A 19,548-nucleotide genomic window follows, 5' to 3' on the forward strand; every position below is an offset into this window, starting at 1 on the left:
ATGCTCATCATGTAATGGATAACCATCATGGCTATTTTTGAGATAACTATTACTGAAGACGACGGCTTTTTGGCTAAACTACTTGGTGTTGATTCTCGTTAGTACATTATTTGTTTCAGCGAAGCTCCATCAAGTCAAAAGAGATTATTTTACAACTGAAATGGATTTGCTAGTTAGTTTTAATCGATAGTTTTTTTCGAGCGGTACTACTTTTACCTAATTCAACCATGACCGGTGATCAAGGGCCTTTTGATTCAACTCAAAAACTAACCCAGCAACTGGATATTGACTTTGCCCTCCAGGCGGCTGGACTGGGTGTTTGGGAGTTGGACCCTGTTACTAGTCAGGTAATATGGGATGACCGGTGCAGGGAGTTATTCGGACTGGCCAAGCACAATTACCTATCCTATGAGCAGGCAATTCAATACATTCATACCGATGATGTGAGTCGGGTTAGCCAGGCTGTGCAATGGGCGATGACCCCTCAGTCGAATGGTCTATTTGATGAAACATATCGGACAATAGGTGCCGATGACGGTCAGTTGCGTTGGGTGCGCTTCCATGGGCGAAGTTACTTTTCAGAAGCCGGTGAGATTTACCGTTTTGCGGGCGTGGCCCAGGAAGTAACCCAACAGATACTGACTCAGCAACGGGAAACTAGAATCCGGCAGGATGCCCAGCGGCAGCAACGTATCTATGAAGCTATTGCAGGTAGTACCCCCGACCTGATGTATGTCTTTGACCTGAACTACCGGTTCATTTACGCCAATCAGGCACTGCTGAATATGTGGGGCAGTAGCTGGGAGAAATCGATCGGAAAAGATTTGCTGGCAAATGGTTATGAACCCTGGCACGCCCAGATGCACGAACGGGAAATCGATCAGGTGGTGGCCACCAAACAATCCATTCGTGGCGAGGTTTCTTTCCCCCACGCCACGCTGGGTAAACGGATTTACGATTATGTGTTTGCCCCCGTTCTTAACGAGCGGGGAGAGGTGGAGGCTGTTGCTGGTACAACCCGTGACATTACTGATATTAAGCAGGCTGAAGAGACCTTGCGTGAATCGGAGAAAAATTACCGTACCCTTTTTGAGTCCATGCAAGAGGGTTATACCGTTTGCGAGGCTATCCGCGACCCAAGCGGGAAGATGATAGATTACCGTTTTCTGCAGGTGAATCCTGCTTTTGGGAAACTGACTGGTTTGGAGCCGGCGCAAACGCATGGGAAAACCGCCTGGGACATGCTGCCAGGGTTGGATGAAAAGTGGTACGCCATTTATCAGCAAGTCATCGACACCCATCAGACGATTCGCGTTGAAGATTATATTCCACCCCTCAACGAATGGTATAACCTCACGGTATTTTGGTACGCAGACGAACAGTTTGCTGTGCTGTTTGATGAAATCACCGAACGCAAACGTGCCGAAGCGGCTTTACGGGTCAGTGAAGAACGTTTCCGCCTATTTGTAACGGCTAGTTCAGACGCGGTCTACACCATGAGCGCCGATTGGCGGCAAATGAATCAGTTAGTAGGTAAGACGTTTCTGGCCAATACTCAGGCACCCAACCGCGACTGGCTTCTGAAATATATTCCGGTGGAAGATCATCTGCAGGTAGAAACCGCCATTGAAGAAGCTATTACGACCAAAAGCGTGTTCGAGTTGGAGCACCAGGTTATTCAAGCTGATGGAACTGTTGGCTGGACTATGTCGCGCGCCGTACCTATTCTGGATGAGCAGGGACATCTGCTGGAATGGTTTGGCACAGCCAGCGACGTAACCGAACGCAAACGGGCCGAAGAAGCCCTGCGTCAGAGCGAAGAACGCTATCGGCATCTGTCGGCGGAGTTAGAAGAACGGGTAAAAGCCCGTACTTTGGCATTAAGTCAGGCCAACGCTGATCTAAAACGGTCAAATGACAACCTGCAACAATTTGCATACGTAGCGAGTCACGACTTGCAGGAGCCGCTACGTAAAATTCAGTCGTTCAGTACGTTGCTTACCCAACAACTGGATACGCAATTGAATGAAGTGACTAAAGATCACTTGCAACGTATTACGGCTGCAGGTGCTCGTATGTCTGCCTTAATTAGAGACTTGCTGGCTTACTCCCGCATTTCGACTCGCCAACAGTCCTTTGGCCTCGTTTCACTAGAAGCTATTGTGGCAAACGTACTCACTACCCTCGACTGGGAAATTAGCCAATCGGGTGCTCAAATAAGCGTCGATACGTTGCCTATGACCAATGGAGATGAGTCGCAACTAGGTCAGCTCTTTCAGAACTTACTGACGAATGCCATCAAGTTTGTAATTCCTGGGCAATCTCCTCAGATACGTATTGAGTATTTTAAGCGGACTCTTATTGAGTTACCGCCAGATGTACATCCTGGTATAGAGACTCCGTTATACCACCAAATTAGTGTTAAAGATCAGGGGGTGGGCTTTGACATCAAGTTTCGAGATCGCATTTTTCAGGTATTTCAGCGACTCCATAGTAAGAGTGAATATCCTGGCACTGGGGTTGGGTTAGCGATTTGTCAGCGGGTGGTGGAAAATCACGGCGGGGCCATTACAGCTAGCAGCTACCCTGACCAAGGGACTAGCTTTGATGTATATCTTCCGGCTTGAGGATTAACTACTGGGAATGAACTGAAAGGAAAGACAAATAGACATTACATCAATTGTTTAATCTGTAGGTAGATTTTGACATCCTGCAGAAGGTGGTCACGATTGATATAGTCTATGACATACTAAAACAGGACTTGGCAATAGATAAATAGTATAAGTGTAATTACTTTATTTTAGTGAAGTTCTAGTTGGTATATTCGGCCTTTCCCATTTGCAAAAAGGGGATGGTGTTGAAAATTAGTAAAAGAAAAACGGCCCATACAACATGTATAAGCCGTTTTTTTGTCTTTTCAGTGCTCCCGAAGGGACTCGAATGATAAAGGTTATAAGGTTGATTATGAAAGTGTTGAATTTATATGAAAACGACAGGGGACGGAAAAGGGGACGAAATGGTGAATTATACATCTACAACCTGTTAAATATTGAGTAGATAACTGTGCTATTAAAACATTTGAATTATCTCTTACCGAATAGACATATCTAAAGATTACTAAATCTATAAAGTCTAGTTGAGTTACTTTCGGTTATATGGTACTCAAGTCCTAATGTTTTTGTATCCTGCTCTTGAAAATAATCTTGATTAAAAGAATAGATATCCAGCCTGTCTTCTAAAACCACATGTAAGTGATTTTGATAATTGAAAGATCTAGGGTAAATTCTCCATCTAGTGACCGGGCCTTTTATTGTATGTGAACTATTGTCACTAAGCAACACGATTAAGGCGTTTTCACACTCGACAACAACGCCGAAATAACTTGTAGAGCCAGATAAAACCTTTCCTTTCCAAGGGGCAATTGAAATATTTTTCAATTTAGTAAATATCTTTTCTCCCTTTTCTAATTTAGCTCTGTTATTGTACCTTACCACTTCAAAAGTGTTTTCATTAGCACGGAATATAGTGTCGTCTACACCCCAACTAATATAATTTCTGACATGTTTATTCGTATCTTCAAATATTATATTGTCATCAATTTCCTCGTCAAAATTTCTAATAAACCGTCTTTGTTGTGTTAGTTCATCTTCATGTATATCCCACTTAAACTTTGCCATGAATGACTTAGATATAAGCGAGCTATTGTATAAATTTAAATATGTGTAATTTGAAAATGAAGAATGCTCAGTACTAACTTGATAGATTGGATTATTTGTATCAACTTGTTTCAGATTTTCGCTAACAGATTTTGACATATTCAATTCAAATAACCCTTGTTCGCCACCAGAAAGAGCAATTTGAGGATATTTGTTAGCCTTTATTGATAAAAGATTACAATCCCAAAGCTTTATCGCTTTACTACTGACGGGGTTTCTGTCTCGCCTTGCATGTGCAGTGCTTGAAAACAAGCCTTGTTCTGTTATAAAATATAACTTATTTCCATAAATTTCTGTATCAGTTGGTATATCATTTGTCGGTGTGTCTTGTTCGCCTATTAGAAATTTTGCAAGTGTTTCTTCATTTATTTCATAATGACGATTAGCGACTCTTAAGAACTTATTCAGAAATAATAATCTAAATTCTGCGTCTTTTTTAATCAGCTCCAATATCGAACTTTTGTAGAGTTGATTTCCATCAAGAAAGCAATATTCAAATGTTAACCTGTCCAAATCGTTTTGAATCAAAGATTCAATTATAGCATACCAATCATATACTTTTAATGAGTTATCAAAGAGCCATAAATATAAACGCCCCCTGTATAACTGACAGTCTAGATAATCTCCATAGATAGATAACTTTACAGGTTGCATGCTTTACCTTGTCTAATTTTTATAATGTGATGTTTTAAAATTATGTTTTTCTCCCTCCATATTTTTAAAACCGGGATTCCGGGACGATCTTGTTGTCTTCTAATATAGTCTGCTGGATATCCATGCCATTTATTATTTTTACTGCTATCTATAAACTTAGCAAATTTCAGCTCGTCATCTTGAGTGGAGAAACCTATACATTCAAGGCCATTACCGTTAGACCTAATTCCCCATGAAAGATTTGATTCTATCCATTCTTCCTCTTGACTTTCAATAAAACATTCAACTTCTTCCCCCATTGAAATTATCCATCTAGACTTATCTTTTGTAACATCATTTCTATGAGCTGATGAAATATAATATGTTTTATCGCTATCTGGACTTAGTTGAATTTCTGTATCTAGTTTGAAGGTCATGTACGGAAGTTATTTAAAATACGCTCTAAATTATTTCTATTCAATTCTAATCAGGTAAGGATTTAACAAAAAGTATTTTTCGCAATTATATACTATGCACTTTTACTAAATTAAGTGAAGATATAGTGATTTTATTAAAATTAGATTCAGAATTACTTATTATAGGCTACTATTTAATGGTTTAAGTACACTAAATATTGGTCTGAAAAAATGAAACGGTTGAAATTAGAAGAGTAGATTGCATATTTGCGTTTCAATTGAGCAGCCTTTATTGGCTACTTGGTTTGGTCAGAGCCGGGCGGTTGGTTCCCTCGGCTCATCGGGTCGGGTGGGTGGTTCCCCCGGCCATTTTTATTGACTTGTATTATCATATACTCAAGGGGGATGAATCTGCGACAGTAATAACAAGCTCTATTATTATAATAATCTGTTGAGCTACTAATTGTCGCTCAAAATGGGCGTTTTCTGCTAAGGTAAATAGACTAATAAATTGTTAGGCGACGCCGGGAATAAGACATATTAATTATATTCTTGCTTTGCGCCAACCAATACCATGATATCAGTATTTTTAATTTTTTTTATATGAATAATTCGAGATGAAATTCCCATTTCATTTAATATTTGTTTAAGATGCGTTGCGTGTTCAGGGGGGGCTGTAGGATTATCCACACAAATATATATACCCTTAGCAGGCATGTTTGAATAGTCTGCACCTTTATTATCATTTACTAATGGCCAATTTGCAACTTTTAGAAACTTTTTTAAATCAGTTGCATAAGTTTTTGCTTCTGGATCATGCATAACAGAAACAACAAAGGTCAACCCTGTCGGAATAGGATAAGTAGTTAAACAACTATTAAAAACCTGCCTTTGAAAATCTGTGAACTTTCTATCTTTTTGAAATTCTACAAGAGATTTTACTGATTGTTGTAGAGCCATTTGCAATTTAGCATTCTCTCTTTGAGCATTCAGTCGCTCTGTTTCAGCATTTGCTAGCCTAATTTCCAATTCTTTTCTTTTATTTTCTTGCTCAAGACGTGTATCGCTCAGGCTATTTCTAAGCTCTTCAGTTTTATGGATTGCATTTGCTGCAACTGCCCTAGCGCTATCTGCCTTAGTTTTGGCTTCTTGAATTTTTAGATTAGCCGCACTTTCTTTTTGGGAGGATAAGGTTTGGTTAAGGGCAAAAAGTACTACAGTCATCAAGGCTACTAGGGCGCTCATTCCAATATTGATCCATTCCCAAGTTTTCTTATTGCGTTTATGGGGATTCCTATGCATCCCTTTAGCCTTTTCAAGTTTATTAGAATAATAAAAGATTAGGAAAGTAATAATTGGAATTGCTACGGCTAAAAAAATATTGATATAACTTAGCCTGTCAATCGTTTTTTCTAGGGCATCAGACTCTGACATATAAATATTTAAACTTAGTGAATTGTAAACATAACAATTGGCTGATTATTAACAAAGAAGGCACTAATAGCTCTTCGTTTAACTTCTTCTTTCAGAATAGCCAATAGGTTATGTACTAGTTACGACTTCATCTTTTTCCCTTTTCTTAATGCAGCACCCAAGTTGTAGTTCTCATAATTTAATCCTTATATAGGATTGATATTTATTCATATGAAATCCCCACTGCGTAGTGAATTTTAACAGTGCATGGTTTGAATAGGCCAACGGTCATGAGTTGCCTTTGGGCCATAGGTTTTCAATACCATCCAAATTATGAAGAATAGAACCATCTTTACTGGTTGCGTGGCATGGCCAGTGCCGGGTGGGTGGTTCCTCATCCTTTTTCATTAGTTAATGCAGGGTTTTCATTTTATAGTTACTACGCAGAAAGGCTGCGTAGTAACTATAAATCTTTGAGCCACCTTAGATACTACTTCATTAATTATTAATGAAGTAGTATCTAAGGTGTTTAATATAAAAAATAAAATCATATGAAAAGCAAATTAATATATCCTGACGAGCCGATAGAAGGATTGTACTCATCAAATTTAATAGATGAGAATACTCGCCAAAGTCTTATTAAATACAGACGGGCAATCTATGAACTAGTTTGCGTAGGAACACATCTATTATCATGGGAATTCACTATTAATACAGGGAGCTACTTTGAAAAACTTGCCGTGGCTGCCTTTTTTCGGCGTATACTACAATTATTGGATTCGATCTCTATCTTGATAGGGGAAGGGGCGGCAGATATTTGTGAAATTCAAATGCGAAGTTTGGTAGAAATTACATTAGGATTCGAGTATTTACTTAAAGATGACATAGAGAATCGCTCTTTAATTTTCTTTCTTTATGAGTATAATAGGAAAAAGAAGAGTTACGAGAAGTATAATGCTGCGTATAATTCGAAATACAGTAACTTACAACAAGCGTATAAAAGCGACGGGTTTATTTTAAATGATATTAATGAAATACCTGAGAACACTGATATAATAATTCATTACGAAGAAAAAATAAATGATCCCATATTTGACCCCTTTCGCGTAGATTTTAACCTGAAAAAAAACAATAATAATTTAAAATGGTATCATTTAGGATCTAATATTCAAAGTTTAGGATTACTTGCAAGAGAATTGGGCCGATTTGAATTGTATGATATTGTTTATCAGCAATATAATAATCCTGTACACGGCACTGATTTAATGAATGGTGTGTTTGAGCATGATGGTGTAAATATCAATCTAAAGGAAATTCGTGATCCAGCTAATTCAAAAGATATTACTAGATTGGCTATACAGATAGGATGCATGGCCTTTGATCATATTTCAAAAAGATTTACTAAAGACCAACAGGAAGAAGTACATTTTCGTTTAGGTCGATATGAAGTCCAACATACTAAAGGAATATTCGATAAAAAACACATTTAGTTTTGATAATTTATTGCGTTGTAGTTTAAACATATTATTTTTTAGACTACAAAATATCCTGTTTACTGAATTATAGATAAGCAAAATATAAGACATACCATATAGATTGTTTGGATCCAAGAAGTCAATGCAGTATAGCCTGACTTACCTACCTTAATTATTAAAACAGTATTGGTGATTTTGGTCATTTCCTAGAAATATAAATTGGGTGACCTTCAAGTCTTTTATACACGCTCTGCGTTTTTTGCTTTATCTGTGATTGATTTGTTACATTGTCATGGAGCCTGATGATTGAAGCAACTTCTGATAATGAATTACATTTATAATAGTTTGATTTATTTATCTTCATATTATGTTCCTGCGTCCAAGTGTAGTGTACATGTTTGTATATATAGTGAATACATTTAGCATTTATCTCTAATCCTGGATTTATTTCTGAGCGAATTGAATCGCCCACTATCCAAGTTGTCTCAGGTGTTGAGCCGAATTCATAGATGTAATTGCGGAATAATTCTGTATCTTTTCTACTAACTACTCTTATATCTTTAAAGTAAATATTTAGCTTATGGGTATATATTTTTCGAAACTGAACCTCTTCAACACCTCTAGTGATCAATGTTAAGCGATAATCAGTTTGTAGAGTTTTCAGCATATTTACAGCACCTTCAATCAATTCTGGTACTCCCTTTACAACCAGCTCCCCAATTTCCGTTATTATATCCTGTAATAACTGCGGGTGTTTTACTTTACCTGCCTTAATGAGATTAGCATAAACATCTTTCATGGTTTTGCCATATCTGCTCGGATGAAAGCCTAGCGTAACCATGTTGGCTGTATCTTGCTGCTCAAAGTAGTTCTCTATGTATTCCTCTGAAAAACCGTATTTGTGTAGCAGGGCAATGAATACAGTCTTTGCCTGCCAGTATAGCTCACTAGTGTCTACAAGAGTATCATCTAAATCAAAGATGATTAGTGGCTTGTGTCTGCCTACATGAGCCATAATGAGTTACTGATTAGTGGTTGCTGATGTAGGAGCTGTTCCAGAAGCTGGAATAGTAGGCTTAAGAATGTTGGATTCTATATTTTTAAAACGAGACTCATAAGTTTTTGTTATATTCCTCAATGAGTCTATTTCTTCTGTTTTAGCCTTATTGTTGGTTATCACTTCAATTGTTGGAATAATGACAGTACGCCAAAAGATAATCAAGGAAACTAAACCGGCAATTATTGTAAAGGCTAGTTTTATTGCTCCATCTACAGTGTCTTTTATATCTTTTCTCGCATCTTTTTTTGCTTCATCTATCTTTTTTTCATTACTGTCAAGAATATCCCTCTTAACCTCCTCAATGGTTTTCTTTAATGACAAAAATTTACTGTCAAGGCTTTTGGCATCCTTTATTCGTTCTTCAAGATACTCACCACGTGTATCAAAAACTGGCATCTTCCTGCCTATGGGTGCAAGGCGTTCTCTGTCAAAAGTATGGAAAGTAAGGCGGAGGAACTGTCTGCCTTTTTCAAGTACGAAATTATCTCGTCCAAAATTTATTAGTAAACTAGCAATAGGCCCGCTAAAGCCGGGATCAACCACACCAATATTGACTGCCATTATACCTTTCAATGAAAGACGATTCTTAACTGTTGTATAGGCTGTGACATTATCGGGAAGATTGAACTCTTCCTTTGATATAGCAATAGCCATACCCTGTGGGGGAAGAATAACTTTATCGACAATGCCATAATTTTCGAGTTCAATAATTTCATTGATTTGTAAATCGTAGCTTACACCTGATAAACATTCAGGTTCAATGTCACTCAAAAGATTGAGCTCTATGATTTCTTTATTTGTTAAAATCACGACAAACAGATTTACACGTAAATTGGCTACTACTTATTAAATTTTAGTAAGATCTACAATCTCGTTATTTCGATAAAGATTGTTTAGATATAATGACTTTGTACGAAACTGACTGCGCCTTTTAGAGCTGGGTTTATTAGAAGATGCGTCTACTAATTTAATTCCCGGATCATAATAAATATTGCCCAAAGCCATTTGCTGAAGAAATAAATCGAAGCTGGTATCTACACCGAGAATAATTGAAGAGCCATATCGGTACTGCCTGATTAGTCCCTTTGCTACCTGACTCGGTACATAGCAAGCCTGATTGTGTTTTTTGTTCCAATGTCTAAGCATAGAAGCAAAGGACCATGTTGCAGCTTCATTGCCATTAGGGTCTATTAGTGCAATTCGGCCGTCAGCATTCCGAATTTTACCTGATGAGTTATCGAATCCAATCAAATCCATATATAGCTTTGTCGTTGGATGTCGAGCACCTACAATGTGAATACCCCCAAAATTGATACGGTCGGCTCGTCCTCTTTTGTCAGCATAACCATAATGACGCATAAAATAATCAAAGCCTTGCGATACATATATTCCGCCTGTAGGCTCAGGGGTCATGAGCGTAATTGTTTTGCTACTTATTTTTTGAAAACTTGATACGCTAAATTGCTTTATCTCCCATCCCAAAAAATCGGGTTCGGAATAGCCATTAGGAGTAATACCTAATTCTGCTTCTAAAGTATATCCCCCACAGTTCGGAGCGTCACAAGGTATTGGATTGCCGGACCTATCCAGTCTCTTTGAATTTATCCAATTCAAGAGATGAATACGTTTCAACTCCTGAAGTAACTGGTACTTGCTATCCGTAGCTAATAAGCTAAATACCTGAAAAACGCCTAATTGAGCTGTTTCAACGTTTGAAAACTCAGTAGCAAGGCTTGAATTGGGAGAGGTTACAAATCCTAATATACACCCTCCATCAGTTACTGAAAGGAAAAGTAAACGACCTGTTTCTCTTACTGTCATTAAATCAGATGGGGCTTTCTCACAGTTTGCTAAGAAACCGGAAAATCGAACCTCTGGATATTTTGGGTATAAAATAAACTGGGCATTGGGAGCGTCATAAAGTACTCCTTCATCGCTAATCCAAGAGAAATTACAGGCTGCTTTAAATCGCTCTCTCTCCCAGTCGCCGGGCGATTCTGCCCGTATTTCTGAAACCGGAAAAATATTTAGCACATCGAAGCTACCACCTAGATAGACTTGGTTCTTTGAATTGTCATTTGCTGACAGCTTTTTTACATATACCTTCTGACAACCACTATCAACCAACACTTTTTTTAATCTTTCGAGGTTCATATTACAGACATTTTACGACCTCTTGGCCTACCGCCTGCATTAATGGCATAACCACAGAATTACCAAACTGTCGGTATGCCTGAGTATCAGATACAGGAATAATAAAACTGTCAGGGAAACCTTGCAAACGAGCGCATTCACGTGGGGTCAGACGGCGTGGGTTTTCGCCGGGCTCTTGTGGGATTAAAATTTCAGAACCGTCTTTGTGATAACGTGCGCTTAGAGTTCGGGCAATACCATCAAGGGGGGTAAGGCCGAAACCAAACCCGTTACCGGCTGCCTTGTGTTTGGCTGCGTAATCTTGTAAATATTTCCAAAGATTGTTTGTTAGCGTGTACTTAGCTGGTACATCCTTCTCTAAAATATCTTCAATTACTGAAGTAGGTTTTGGTAATTCAGGAAATTCAAACGGCTCGTCGCTGTTGTATCGGTCACGGTCAAAACCTACAATAATAATACGTTCCCTATGTTGCGGTACAAAGTGTTTTCCGTCGAGCACACGGAAATGGATATTATAACGTAGTTCATCTAGTGCTTCGCGGATAATACGGAATGTGTTTTTCTTGTCATGTGAGACAAGATTTTTAACATTTTCGAGCATAAAGGCTTTAGGTCTTTTGTGCTCCAGAATCCGAACAACATCAAAAAATAGCGTCCCCTGCGTCTCGTCTTTAAAACCATGCTCCCTGCCTAAGCTGTTCTTTTTCGATACACCAGCAAGGGAAAACGGCTGACAGGGAAAACCCGCCAATAATACATCGTGGTCAGGTATAATGGTTTCGCTTATTTTAGTAATATCACCAAAAGGTACTTCGCCAAAATTAGCAGCATATGTTTGTTGTGATGCCGGATGCCACTCCGACGTAAAAACGCACTCTCCGCCTAAATTCTGGTAAGCCAGACGAAGTCCACCAATACCAGCAAATAGGTCAATAAACTTAAATTTTGCCGTTTTGGGTGTTGGAAAAGGGACGTTTCTTACTTCATTCTCCAGTATATCAAGTATCTGTTCTACATTGGCTACATCAGGGCCGAGCAATTGTTTTACAAACCTTGTGGCTTCTGGTTCGTAAAATTTTGATTCATCGTTATTACGGTTGTGTAAATAATGGGTTAAGTATGCCATTTTACTGGCAAATTCTTCTTTGCTCAGCTCTTTAAAGTTGCGCGGGTGGATGTCTGCTAACCGAATATCAGATTTAAGAGAATCCTTCTGCCTAGGTTTATGATTTCCTGCACTAATCGGATCAACTTCTGTCTCTTCTCCTGTTATAGCAATGCTCTCTACTATCATGTTATTTAGGGTAAAAGTTATTGGATTTGTCCGCAATTGCGTTTATCCTATTGAAATCTGGTTTAGCTGATCAAGTAGATTTTGCAATGTTTGCTCCCGACTAGCGGGTTTAAGCTCACATTCATATATCGTTATGATTCGCCAGTCTGTTTCTGCTATTTTGGCATAATTGTCTGCATCCCGCTTCCTGTTACCAGTAATTTTGTCTAGCCACCATTCTGTACGAGTTTTAGGTACAACAAAGTACTTACATCCCTGATGCCCATGATAAAAACAGCCATGCACAAAAATGACCGTTTTATATTTAGGCAAAACTATGTCAGGTTTACCGGGTAATTTGTTGTCATGTAATTTGTACCTAAATCCGCGAGCATGTAAAAACTTCCTTACCAGCAATTCCGGTTTAGTATCTTTGCTCTTAACGCGGCTCATATTATAGCTACGCTGTTCAGGTGTGTGTACGTCTGCCATGCTCTCCTGTGCTTGTTATGAGAACCTAGATTACAAAATGTTCAAATAGTGCTATACATCTTGTATGATACATTCTAATAACGTTCATCAAAGTATTCCTCTCCATCTATGAACGTCCGTCTTGACTGACCTGAAAATTGTATCGTACAAACTAGATGTGATAGAGAATAAGCAGCTCGAATGCTGGTAGCGTCTACTTCAAACGACTGCTCGTCATATCCTATGAATTGAGCCGTAATAGGATTCTCTCCGGGCTCACGAATAACCCTGATACTATACGTTTTAACTATCGACATCACCTATAGAAACTGTTCAAGTGCTTCTGTAACCATTTCCTTTAGGCTCTTATCGGCTTCGACGCCCCTCACCTTTAAACGTTTCATAAGGTCTTTAGGAATCCAGACATTTAATTGCTGCTCCTCCTGTGGACTAGCTCTGGTATAGACGAGCTTAGCCTCTACTTGGTTGGCTGAATTTGCATTTTTAGCCATGAGTTTGGGGTCTATAATTATGCAAATATAGAATTCTAAAAGTACAGAAACTAGACTAAATATTCACTATGTGTTTAAAAAGGGATATATAATTGAGCATGAATACTTTATAGAGTGTCTCAATTTGCAGATAACTAATACAACCCAATTTACAATTCTTTGCCATTTAGTCGAAAATAACTGTCTATGCTCCCTCTAACTTAGCTACTAACCAGCCAAGTATATATAAACTTATGACAAACGAACTCAAAATATTATCTAAACCAAGAATACATAATCGATCGGATTATATCAAGGCTGTTTCAATAGCGATTAAACTGAACAATCATTTAAATGAGGATGAAATAATCGCAAGAGTTTCAGAAAAACATATACCCCATGCAAATAGTCGCGAGATCCAAGATATATTATTGCTAAAAGCATTGCAACTTGGATTTCTTAGTGAGAAAAGAGGAATCTTTAAAGGGTTAGCCACGAGCCAGCTTAGGCCAGATTATTTTTTAAAAATAGATGACACCTCCGGAATTATAATGGAGGTCGAAAGAGGAAGAACAATTGCTAACAATATGGATTTGCTTGACCTCTGGAAATGCCATATTTGCCCATATGCAAATTACTTATTTCTGATTGTTCCTAAAATTAGGCAATCTACAAATGGAAGTTCGGATGTATTCCCAAAGGTAGTTCGTAGATTAAGCACTTTCTTCACAGAGAGTAATTTCACGAATGTCGATGCAGTTTTTGTGTTTGGATATTAGATTGTGCTTAACTCGGGTTTTGCATCAGGCAGGTTGAGATTGAAATCTAAGGCTGAATGTTACTAAGGAAGTTTTAGACTGAAATGTAAAGCTCGGCACATTTAGCTGATACATTTCATAAATTTTTACTTTTATTATAGTCCGTATGGCTATTGATGTTTAATAAAGATATTATATGGATTCAACTAATACCCCTTCAGAATTTTGCGCCCTTACTACGAGTGTGGAGGCAATATATCACAGCCTGTGATTGGACAAACGATAGCCCCGGTGGTAGTAGTTAGGCAGTTTATTAGTAAAAAGAATTAACTCAGATTGCTTGGTGTGGATTGAGTTTTCTTTGTACCAAGTTATGAATGCCCATACCCTTATATGCTAATCAAAATGACACACATTGTCCAAGACAGTTTATATCCAGATATACTCTTTCATTTCACCAATAGGAAGGCGTTATTTGACATTTTACGTTCAACTTTCAAAGTATCTTACGCCAGGGAATTTATAACTGGCAAGAATTACGACCGAAAGTTTGCAATCCCTATGATTTCATTTTGTGACTTAAAATTGACAGAACTTAAGAATCATATGGAAAAATATGGTAGCTACGGAATTGGCTTAACGAAGGAATGGGCTAACAGAAATGGACTCAATCCCGTAATGTATATAAGTAGACATTGCGATTTAACGGACGACTTTATTACAGGCCTAAATGGAATATATAATCATTTGGATAAACTTAATAATACAGACAAATTTGAGGGACTAAGCAGAAGTTATACTAATATTCTTTCAGTGTATCAGTATCTTAAAAATTATGAAGGACCTCTTGTAAGAGGTGAAAAATTAATAAACAAAAATTATCGGTTTGCAGATGAAAGGGAGTGGAGATATGTGCCAAATCTAAGGGATACGGGTGGTCAGCCCTTTATACCAATTTCAAAAATTGATACACATGAGAAGAAAATGTATTATAACCAAAAGATAGACCACCTTAGCCTTAATTTTCAGCCAGATGATATCAAGTATTTAATTATCGAGCAAGACGAAGAAATATCTGACCTTATCAGACATTTAAAAAACGTAAAGCAAAAGTTCGACAAGTTAACAATAGAACGATTATCTAGTAGAATCCTTACGGCTGAGCAAATAAGAAGAGATATATGAAGTCTTAAGTAAATGGCTTATTTAGGGCATAATAAAGTAAAATTAGTACAAAAATCATTAAATGTAATATGAGCGTTTCCAGTATACCCCGTTGTTTAACGAAGTCTAATATTGACAAAGCAGTCAGCGACTATTTAAATCTTGTTTCGAATATTCCGTTAAGAATAGAAAGTGATAACTTTCTTGGATTGATGAAGAAATTGAAACGTGGTAAAATAGCTACAGGGCCATATCCTGAGGTATCAATTTTTGAAGCAGCAAATAGAATTATGTCCGATCTGGTAATCTTGTTTGGTGTTCGTGATATATTACAAGATCGATACAAAGAATTTGCTTCTTTCGATGAATTCACAGTTGAGTTAGGCAACGAAAAGGCTAATGCTCATGACATTTATAGCAAGTGCGAAACGGGATCGTTAGCTGGTGAAGCATTCAACGTCGCACCTTCATTTTTTCATGGAAAATCTTCTATGTCTGTAAGAAAGCTATTAGCTAACCAAGACAATCCTGAATTCTTAATTATTCTATGTAATTCTGACTGTTATTCATTTTCCCAAAAGCCTTTGTTTAAAGGTAAGCGCGTTCGAGTAATTCCTGTGGATGTCGTTATTTAATATACAATTTACCGTTCATAATATGGAGTGGACATGCTACATTTTTAGGTGAAAAGTAATTAATATTTTTCTGGCAAAGTAGTAAGTATAGTTGCGTAACCCCTTCCTTTTTTGAATTATGGTTTAATCATATGAAAACTACTAACATTCCACTCTTAATTTTGACCGCGGATATTTTTAGTTAGGCTAACGGTCGTGCAGATTGTTATTAGTAAAGAATTATTATACCCCTCCCCACTGGCCCGTCTGATTCAGTTGTAGAAGGCTATGCACTCAAAAATTGATCTCATAAGGTGTTCCTTTCCAGTAGTTAAGTAAAGCATGGTGTTTCTCGGTCAAGTGCATAGGCTGTGAGTCGGAGAATAATCCTTGTTGTCCTTCCATCTTTTGTAAATACCGTAGGATTCTCCGGCGTATGTTGTTGCGGGGGTTACTTTCTTTGTTTCTGACGTTATGAGCCGCCCTGCTATACTGATCCTCTTTTGAGCCTTTGGTATACTGGTTATGCTGGCGGTCAAGAGTCAGCATGAGGTCGTCGTTGTTCCGTAGCAATAGTGCCGAAACAAAACGTTGCTGTGGGTGCGGTTAGTCAATTGTTACTCTTGTAACCGGATAGATAACAACCCCGAGCGGTGGCGATGGGTGAGGTGGTTTAAGAGTGTAATTATCTGGTTGGTTACTGTCAGCAATTAACTAGAGCGGCTTTGTTATGAAAAGATTCTAAGTTTGTAAACAAGTTTTTCGTAATAACCGATCACATAGAGTTATTGACGACTATATCAGATTATATCCTTTCGTATAATTATAAAATAGAAAAATCTCATTCTTATTTACTATTACAAAAAACTAAATACTTATTGTGCTATGATATCGGCTTCATGGATGCTGCTTACAATAATCATTATTTTATTGACTATTCTAGCTATTAGTTATAAAGGGTTTGATAATAAGCCTAGTGTTAGACTGGGTATTGCCGGAACATTCTTCGCTTTAATGTTACCGTTACTTTCTTACTTGTTTTTATATTCCATCTCAGAAGGTGACAAAAGTATCAGGGACTTTGATAGGTGGGAAAAGGCAGCACAGGTCGCTACTGCTTATGCTGCTTTTATTTCAATTATCGCTAGTGTAATAATTTATAGAGAGTCACGTAAAATAAATATTTCTCAAACTATAGTAGTTTTGTTTGAAAAATTTAGAGATGATAGGTTTGATCATATTCGAAAAGAGGCTTGGCAAACAAGGTACAAATGGAAAGATAATGATTACAAAGCAAAATCAATTAAGGCATATTTTGAGTCAAATTTAACAGGCATAATAGATGCTAAAGAAAGAGAAGCAGTATTAGCGCTAAAGAAAGAACTAAGGTATGTTAGGGATATTTTAGAGTTTTACAATGGTCTAATTCCTTACAAAGAGGATGCTACAACATTAAGGCAGTGCCGATATTTTTTCTACGATTGGTGGAGGCCTTTTCTTTATGAATTTGCTGAACAATGTGATAAGTACTACAAACCGACTATTAATTTAAGTAGCCAAAAATTCGACAATCAGCAGTATCTTAGTATAACCTCTTATACTTTGACTTTAAACCAACTAGATAAAATTTTCGGTTTTGAGAAGATACCTACTGATTTTGAGTTTCATGATTAAAACTATACATATGCAAAGACTAATATGATATTCATATTAGTCTTTGCATATGTATAATGGTCATATCAGAATTGCACTCTATATCTATGACTGTAAAACCATTTTTTTTCCAGAAATCTACTGCTCCCTTTAAAAAAGGGTGGGTATGAAGGTAAATGACTTTGTAGTTTAAGTCTATTGCCTTTTGTATAGCAAAGTTGACTAATCGTTTGCCTATGCCCAGATTTCTTATATTAGGTTCTACATAAAGTTTTACTATTTCAACAGTTTTCACATTATCGTTTTTTATTTGTTGAAAACGATTGTCATAAGGAACAAAACCAATTGTACCTGCTATAGCTCCGTTTTCGTATTCAGCTAATATAAATGAAGCTAATGGGTCATTAATATAAACTTTGTTAAAGTTGATTAAGTCGTAAGGAGACTTATTACCAAGCATAGGATAAAGTATCTTTCTGTAAGAATTTATGTATTGAACTATATATTCAGTATTATCGTCCTTTACTTCTCGTAATGTGATTTTCATTTTGCGTTCTACGAATAAATCATTCTAACATTAAAGTACTGGCGTAATGTTCATTTTCGACAAAAAATGAATACATAAAATAATTGTCTTATATATCTATTTCGTGTCGTGTCCCCCGTCGATAAGCAATTCCGGCCTGTATTCGCTCCGAAAATTGATAGAGTTGGATATTAGGAAAAAGTAGTGGTAATTGCCCTGATGGACCTCGTTGATACTTCTTAATGCGTCGTAGTGGATTATTAAATTGATTAGTGTGGGAATTGCGGATATTATGAGCCATGTAGTAGCATTGTTTATCTAACGAAACTCCGGCCTGTTTTGCAGTTAGAAACCGAGCTGCTACGTTGTCAAACTTGGGGCGGTCAATATCGTATAGGTTCCTCAACTGAGTGGCCGAAAGAAACCGTTGACTTGGCCGAGGTGACTCTATGGGAATATTTGTAATTGGGCAGACAACAGCCCCCGGCGGTGGTGGCGGGTCAGGTGGTTCAAGGGTGTATTTATCTGGCTGGTTACTGTCAGCAATTAACTCAGAATACAAGGGGTTAATTGCTGACATTTCGTTCTTGGCAAAGTTGGTTAATTGCTGACAGGTCGTATAGGGTAAATCCTCACTAGACAAATTGCCAGGGTCGGTTAATTGCTGACATGTACCGCCCAATGAAGGGGGGGGGATTCCTGGTTTCGTTAGGTCTTGCCATGCCGTTAGGTGTTCGTTGATATGTTTCAGTAGAGGGTCGTCAATGGCAGTTAGCTGGGTCCAAGTCTGACCAATGAGCGTAGCTGCCTCATGCTGCCACTTTCCCCCGTATTGCTCAAACAAGACCCGATAACGTCGTCTTTCCCGACCCAATCGCTGGTAGTGAGCGTTGGCCTGTTTCCGGGTTAAATCTTCAGGTATTTGCCAGTAACGCGAGTTACGTCCATTCTGGTAAAGTTGTTGTTTAACGGGGGATAAATTAGCCGAAATAATGGCAGGGTCATCAAATAGGATTTCGTTGAAGGTATCAACCAACAAAGCGCCTAGCAGTGGATAATTCGCGACATTCATTAAATCAGCCAAAGTACGTATTTTAATACCATTGCCTTTGAAATACTCCATTTTATTCACTCGAATCTCAAGCCGCAACCAATTACCATCTAATCCTTTTTGTTTTCCCTTGTCATAACACTTGACGGCGTAGCGTTGTAGCCGACAAATGTAGTAGGGCGTATCGCTGTAAGGGTCGATGCTAAACGGTAAGTTCTTATAACAAACCAGATTATTAAGTACCTGACTAACCGGAAACGGCAACTCGACATTAACGCCAAACTCCAGAGTATTAATTTTTGATTTGAACAGGTTAAAACCGTAAGAGCGGGTTATTTCATCCAGAGTCAGTAAAAGGTCGTTGACGGTGAACTGATCGGCATTATGTCGGCCGTTGTTGTGAAACTTGTGCAAACTACCTTTCATCTCCAGTCGGTAGCCTTGCTGAGTTTGGCGGGGGACAAGTCGAAACCTTAACCCCCGATGATTGGCCCGGCGGATAGGATTCAGGATAAACCCGGTTTGAGTGTCAACTAAAGCCCCGAACGTTAAACGGTCATTGGTCAGTAGTAAATCAACATCTACCGACACGTCGAGTATGGTGGTTCCATCAAACATGGTAAAGAAGAACCGCCCTCACGGTGAAACGTGTGGTAAATACCCGCGTGGGTGGCCCGTTA

Annotated in this window: 17 protein-coding genes; 6 read left to right on the forward strand and 11 right to left on the reverse strand. The window is 38.0% G+C overall.

The features are described from left to right. The first annotated feature begins 227 nt into the window (after positions 1-227). Positions 228-2,627: a PAS domain-containing sensor histidine kinase gene (locus IC229_RS35250; protein WP_223833843.1), complete on the forward strand. Its 2,400-nt coding sequence runs from the start codon at positions 228-230 to the stop codon at positions 2,625-2,627. Between the two features lie 480 nt (positions 2,628-3,107). Here the strand turns inward: IC229_RS35250 and IC229_RS04220 are convergent, their stop codons facing one another. From IC229_RS04220 to IC229_RS04230, 3 genes are all read right to left on the reverse strand, one after another. After that, entirely contained in the window at positions 3,108-4,370 is a 1,263-nt protein-coding gene (locus tag IC229_RS04220; protein ID WP_190885667.1) for a hypothetical protein, read from the reverse strand. Then, positions 4,358-4,786 (reverse strand): hypothetical protein, encoded by a 429-nt coding sequence (locus IC229_RS04225; protein ID WP_190885668.1) that lies wholly within the window; start codon positions 4,784-4,786, stop codon positions 4,358-4,360. Before IC229_RS04225 ends, IC229_RS04220 begins: the two co-directional genes overlap by 13 nt. A gap of 519 nt (positions 4,787-5,305) precedes the next feature. Then, a complete protein-coding gene (locus IC229_RS04230) occupies positions 5,306-6,199 on the reverse strand; it encodes a hypothetical protein (protein WP_190885669.1) in 894 nt (297 codons plus the stop codon). 530 nt (positions 6,200-6,729) lie between these two features. Between IC229_RS04230 and IC229_RS04235 the strand changes: the two genes are divergently transcribed. Then, a complete protein-coding gene (locus IC229_RS04235) occupies positions 6,730-7,668 on the forward strand; it encodes a DUF5677 domain-containing protein (RefSeq protein ID WP_190885670.1) in 939 nt (312 codons plus the stop codon). A gap of 184 nt (positions 7,669-7,852) precedes the next feature. On the opposite strand, the gene IC229_RS04240 is transcribed toward IC229_RS04235, so the two are convergent. The 6 genes from IC229_RS04240 to IC229_RS04265 form a co-directional block, all read right to left on the reverse strand. Continuing rightward, complete coding sequence (locus tag IC229_RS04240; protein ID WP_190885671.1) at positions 7,853-8,668, reverse strand: HAD hydrolase-like protein; 816 nt, start codon at positions 8,666-8,668, stop codon at positions 7,853-7,855. Positions 8,669-8,674: 6 nt separating this feature from the next. Continuing rightward, entirely contained in the window at positions 8,675-9,523 is an 849-nt protein-coding gene (locus IC229_RS04245; RefSeq protein ID WP_190885672.1) for a dCTP deaminase, read from the reverse strand. 36 nt (positions 9,524-9,559) lie between these two features. After that, positions 9,560-10,867 carry an MvaI/BcnI family restriction endonuclease gene (locus IC229_RS04250; protein WP_190885673.1) on the reverse strand — a complete coding sequence of 436 codons (1,308 nt, stop codon included), beginning with the start codon at positions 10,865-10,867 and terminating at the stop codon, positions 9,560-9,562. A gap of 1 nt (position 10,868) precedes the next feature. Further along, a complete protein-coding gene (dcm, locus tag IC229_RS04255) occupies positions 10,869-12,161 on the reverse strand; it encodes a DNA (cytosine-5-)-methyltransferase (RefSeq protein WP_317171523.1) in 1,293 nt (430 codons plus the stop codon). Positions 12,162-12,203: 42 nt separating this feature from the next. Beyond that, entirely contained in the window at positions 12,204-12,632 is a 429-nt protein-coding gene (locus IC229_RS04260; RefSeq protein ID WP_190885674.1) for a very short patch repair endonuclease, read from the reverse strand. Between the two features lie 299 nt (positions 12,633-12,931). After that, entirely contained in the window at positions 12,932-13,123 is a 192-nt protein-coding gene (locus IC229_RS04265; RefSeq protein WP_190885675.1) for a hypothetical protein, read from the reverse strand. 233 nt (positions 13,124-13,356) lie between these two features. Here IC229_RS04265 and IC229_RS04270 point away from each other — a divergent pair, with 233 nt between their 5' ends. From IC229_RS04270 to IC229_RS04285, 4 genes are all read left to right on the forward strand, one after another. After that, a complete protein-coding gene (locus IC229_RS04270; protein WP_190885676.1) occupies positions 13,357-13,881 on the forward strand; it encodes a hypothetical protein in 525 nt (174 codons plus the stop codon). A gap of 384 nt (positions 13,882-14,265) precedes the next feature. After that, positions 14,266-15,045, forward strand: coding sequence for an abortive infection system antitoxin AbiGi family protein (locus tag IC229_RS04275; RefSeq protein WP_190885677.1), 780 nt, complete (start codon positions 14,266-14,268; stop codon positions 15,043-15,045). Positions 15,046-15,113: 68 nt separating this feature from the next. Further along, positions 15,114-15,659, forward strand: coding sequence for a hypothetical protein (locus IC229_RS04280; protein WP_190885678.1), 546 nt, complete (start codon positions 15,114-15,116; stop codon positions 15,657-15,659). 864 nt (positions 15,660-16,523) lie between these two features. Further along, positions 16,524-17,312, forward strand: a complete 789-nt coding sequence (locus IC229_RS04285; RefSeq protein ID WP_190885679.1) for a hypothetical protein — start codon at positions 16,524-16,526, stop codon at positions 17,310-17,312. 31 nt (positions 17,313-17,343) lie between these two features. Here IC229_RS04285 and IC229_RS04290 read toward each other — a convergent pair whose 3' ends face one another. Together IC229_RS04290 and IC229_RS04295 are read right to left on the reverse strand one after the other, a co-directional pair. After that, positions 17,344-17,838 (reverse strand): GNAT family N-acetyltransferase, encoded by a 495-nt coding sequence (locus IC229_RS04290; RefSeq protein WP_190885680.1) that lies wholly within the window; start codon positions 17,836-17,838, stop codon positions 17,344-17,346. A gap of 88 nt (positions 17,839-17,926) precedes the next feature. Then, a complete protein-coding gene (locus IC229_RS04295) occupies positions 17,927-19,486 on the reverse strand; it encodes a hypothetical protein (protein ID WP_190885681.1) in 1,560 nt (519 codons plus the stop codon). Between the last annotated feature and the right edge of the window lie 62 nt (positions 19,487-19,548).

The sequence above is a fragment of the Spirosoma profusum genome (assembly GCF_014699005.1).
Taxonomy (GTDB): domain Bacteria; phylum Bacteroidota; class Bacteroidia; order Cytophagales; family Spirosomataceae; genus Spirosoma; species Spirosoma profusum.